This window comes from Streptomyces sp. NPDC048291 (genome assembly GCF_043201715.1).
Taxonomy (GTDB): domain Bacteria; phylum Actinomycetota; class Actinomycetes; order Streptomycetales; family Streptomycetaceae; genus Streptomyces.
Genome location: NZ_JBICZC010000038.1, coordinates 1 through 3,801, shown reverse-complemented (window position 1 = coordinate 3,801; position 3,801 = coordinate 1). Strand labels below are relative to the sequence as shown.

Sequence of the window (3,801 nt, the reverse complement as noted above, 5' to 3'; positions counted from 1 at the left end):
TTCCCAAAGTAGTGGCGAGCGAAATGGGATGAGCCTTGCACTCTTTATTTGTATTGTTAGCCGAACGCTCTGGAAAGTGCGGCCATAGCAGGTGATAGCCCTGTAGGCGAAAACAGTATGAAAGAACTAGGTGTGCGACAAGTAGGGCGGGACACGTGAAATCCTGTCTGAAGATGGGGGGACCATCCTCCAAGGCTAAATACTCGTGATCGACCGATAGTGAACCAGTACCGTGAGGGAAAGGCGAAAAGAACCCCGGGAGGGGAGTGAAATAGATCCTGAAACCGCATGCATACAAACAGTCGGAGCCTCGTAAGGGGTGACGGCGTACCTTTTGTATAATGGGTCAGCGACTTACGTTCAGTAGCAAGCTTAACCGTATAGGGCAGGCGTAGCGAAAGCGAGTCCGAATAGGGCGTTCAGTTGCTGGGCGTAGACCCGAAACCAGGTGATCTATCCATGGCCAGGATGAAGGTGCGGTAACACGTACTGGAGGTCCGAACCCACTAACGTTGAAAAGTTAGGGGATGAGCTGTGGATAGGGGTGAAAGGCTAAACAAACCTGGAAATAGCTGGTTCTCTCCGAAAACTATTTAGGTAGTGCCTCGTGTCTCACCTTCGGGGGTAGAGCACTGTCATGGTTGGGGGGTCTATTGCAGATTACCCCGCCATAGCAAACTCCGAATACCGAAGAGTGCAATCACGGGAGACAGACATCGGGTGCTAACGTCCGGTGTCAAGAGGGAAACAACCCAGACCGCCAGCTAAGGTCCCCAAATATAGCTAAGTGGGAAACGAAGTGGGAAGGCTAAAACAGTCAGGAGGTTGGCTTAGAAGCAGCCACCCTTTAAAGAAAGCGTAATAGCTCACTGATCGAGTCGTCCTGCGCGGAAGATGTAACGGGGCTAAGCTATATACCGAAGCTGCGGATGCGTGCTTAGCACGCATGGTAGGAGAGCGTTCCGTAAGCCTGCGAAGGTGCCTTGTAAAGGGTGCTGGAGGTATCGGAAGTGCGAATGCTGACATGAGTAGCGATAAAGGGGGTGAAAGGCCCCCTCGCCGTAAGCCCAAGGTTTCCTACGCAACGTTCATCGGCGTAGGGTGAGTCGGCCCCTAAGGCGAGGCAGAAATGCGTAGCTGATGGGAAGCAGGTCAATATTCCTGCACCATTGTTAGATGCGATGGGGGGACGGATCGCGGAAGGTTGTCCGGGTGTTGGAAGTCCCGGTCGCTGCATTGGAGAAGGCACTTAGGCAAATCCGGGTGCGGAATTCAAGGGTGTGGCGCGAGCTCCTTAGGGAGCGAAGCAATTGGAAGTGGTTCCAAGAAAAGCCTCTAAGCTTCAGTCTAACGATGACCGTACCGCAAACCGACACAGGTGGGCGAGATGAGTATTCTAAGGCGCTTGAGAGAACTCGGGAGAAGGAACTCGGCAAATTGGTACCGTAACTTCGGGATAAGGTACGCCCTTGTAGCTTGACTGGCTTGCGCCAGAAGGGTGAAGGGGTTGCAATAAACTGGTGGCTGCGACTGTTTAATAAAAACACAGCACTCTGCAAACACGAAAGTGGACGTATAGGGTGTGACGCCTGCCCGGTGCCGGAAGATTAAATGATGGGGTGCAAGCTCTTGATTGAAGTCCCGGTAAACGGCGGCCGTAACTATAACGGTCCTAAGGTAGCGAAATTCCTTGTCGGGTAAGTTCCGACCTGCACGAATGGCGTAACGATGGCCACACTGTCTCCTCCCGAGACTCAGCGAAGTTGAAGTGTTTGTGATGATGCAATCTACCCGCGGCTAGACGGAAAGACCCCATGAACCTTTACTGTAGCTTTGCATTGGACTTTGAACCGATCTGTGTAGGATAGGTGGGAGGCTATGAAACCGGAACGCTAGTTTCGGTGGAGCCGTCCTTGAAATACCACCCTGGTTTGTTTGAGGTTCTAACCTTGGCCCGTGATCCGGGTCGGGGACAGTGCATGGTAGGCAGTTTGACTGGGGCGGTCTCCTCCCAAAGCGTAACGGAGGAGTACGAAGGTACGCTAGGTACGGTCGGAAATCGTGCTGATAGTGCAATGGCATAAGCGTGCTTAACTGCGAGACCGACAAGTCGAGCAGGTGCGAAAGCAGGTCATAGTGATCCGGTGGTTCTGTATGGAAGGGCCATCGCTCAACGGATAAAAGGTACTCTGGGGATAACAGGCTGATACCGCCCAAGAGTTCATATCGACGGCGGTGTTTGGCACCTCGATGTCGGCTCATCTCATCCTGGGGCTGTAGCCGGTCCCAAGGGTATGGCTGTTCGCCATTTAAAGAGGTACGTGAGCTGGGTTTAAAACGTCGTGAGACAGTTTGGTCCCTATCTGCCGTGGGCGTTGGATATTTGAAGGGGGCTGCTCCTAGTACGAGAGGACCGGAGTGGACGAACCTCTGGTGTACCGGTTGTCACGCCAGTGGCATCGCCGGGTAGCTATGTTCGGAAGAGATAACCGCTGAAAGCATCTAAGCGGGAAACTCGCCTTAAGATGAGATATCCCTGGGGACTAGATCCCCTTGAAGGGTCGTTCGAGACCAGGACGTTGATAGGTCAGGTGTGTAAGCGCAGTAATGCGTTCAGCTAACTGATACTAATTGCCCGTAAGGCTTGATCCTATAACAAGTCTGCCTTGTAGATCGGCGCCGTGCGACAGCACCGGCTGCGATCCAAAGCGACAAGTTGGATTCTCGTGTGTGATACACACAACTCAAGATTACTGCTTCTTCCAGGATTGGTTGTGCTGCGAAGCCAGCGCAACAACCCTCTTTGCCTGATGACCATAGCGAGTCGGTCCCACCCCTTCCCATCCCGAACAGGACCGTGAAACGACTCTACGCCGATGATAGTGCGGATTCCCGTGTGAAAGTAGGTAATCGTCAGGCTCCCTAAGCCAGAAACCCCCGCCCGAAAGGCGGGGGTTTTTGCATTGGCGCGGCGGAAATGCACAAGGGATCGAGGCGGGCGGCCTGCCTGGAGCCGGGGCGCCGAACGCGCCGATCTAGGCGTCTGCCGTTCTCGAGCAATTCACAGCTCTGCGCCGCTGATCAAATCGATCGAGCTGGCGCCGCACTCGTGGCGGGCGCTGGCCGAAGCCCACATTCAAACATCCGCCCTTCCGCTGCACCTCTCCGCGTAGATTTGAGCATCGCGGGATGTAGCCCGATGTGGCATCGCCAACTTTTCGATTGCCGGCTATCGGGCGTCGTTCATCGGCGTATTGAGCTCATCCACGCCCTAAAATCACCATTGCGATTCCGTGCCGATCGAACATGTTCCGCGACCTCCGTTACCGCGTGAACCGTCAGCAAGACCCGGGTAACGGGGTGCCTCTATCGGACGTTCTGGACGTGTTCTTGCCGCGAGCGCTGAGCGACTGTTTCCCCATCGAGCGAATGAAGACGGATGCGCCCGGGATGGCATCGTGAGGTTATCCAGAGTTGTTCGCGTCTCAATTCCTTGCATCTTCGCTCAAGTCGACGCATTCGAGGAAACGGACACACGTAACCAGTGGGAGCCAAAAATCGAGGCGTAGCGCGAGCTGCGCGTCCGCGAGTTCATCGACCGGATAGCACCGGAAATCCGTGCTGTTCTTTTGGGCGAGCACGGGCTGCCCATCGCGCAACACATACTTCTTCGAGTGAATTGGTCGTGCGGCCAAAGCAGTCACGCCCTTCGCCCATGAACGCGACGTGTGTGCCGCCGGCGTCGACGCCGGCCGATCGCACCGTGCATGCGGTACTCGGATCGCGAAGTACGGAGCCATC

1 protein-coding gene and 2 rRNA genes are annotated in these 3,801 nt (G+C 55.0%); 2 read left to right on the top strand and 1 reads right to left on the bottom strand.

The annotated features are described in order from the left end of the window. Positions 1–2,652 (top strand): 23S ribosomal RNA (locus tag ACGF5O_RS48955); the annotation flags it as partial. Positions 2,653–2,806: 154 nt separating this feature from the next. After that, a 5S ribosomal RNA gene (gene rrf / locus ACGF5O_RS48950) occupies positions 2,807–2,919 on the top strand. A 566-nt stretch (positions 2,920–3,485) separates the two neighbouring features. Here rrf and ACGF5O_RS48945 read toward each other — a convergent pair. Continuing rightward, positions 3,486–3,801: hypothetical protein (locus tag ACGF5O_RS48945; RefSeq protein ID WP_393816429.1), on the bottom strand; the 316-nt coding region annotated here is incomplete at its 5' end.